Here is a 247-nt window from a genome sequence, read left to right as displayed (position 1 = left end):
AGGACATAAAAGCTGCGGACAGTGCCGTGGCTGTCAATTGATGCAGGCAGGTACACACCCGGACTACTATTCGTTGCTGCCGGAAAAAGGCAAAAGCACGCTGGGTATTGATGCGGTACGTGAAGTCAGCGAGAAGCTGTACGAGCATTCACGCCTTGGCGGTGCGAAAGTGGTGTGGATCCCGGATGCCGCTCAGTTAACCGATGCCGCCGCCAATGCGTTGCTGAAAACGCTGGAAGAACCGCCC

General features: G+C 56.3%; 1 pseudogene. It reads left to right on the top strand.

The annotated features are described in order from the left end of the window. Positions 1-247: pseudogene (locus tag FDX22_RS23925) on the top strand (DNA polymerase III subunit delta'); the annotation flags it as partial.

It is taken from the genome of Citrobacter sp. TBCS-14, from assembly GCF_005280805.1.
GTDB lineage: Bacteria > Pseudomonadota > Gammaproteobacteria > Enterobacterales > Enterobacteriaceae > Citrobacter > Citrobacter gillenii.
This window is presented reverse-complemented; position numbering and strand designations above follow the sequence as displayed.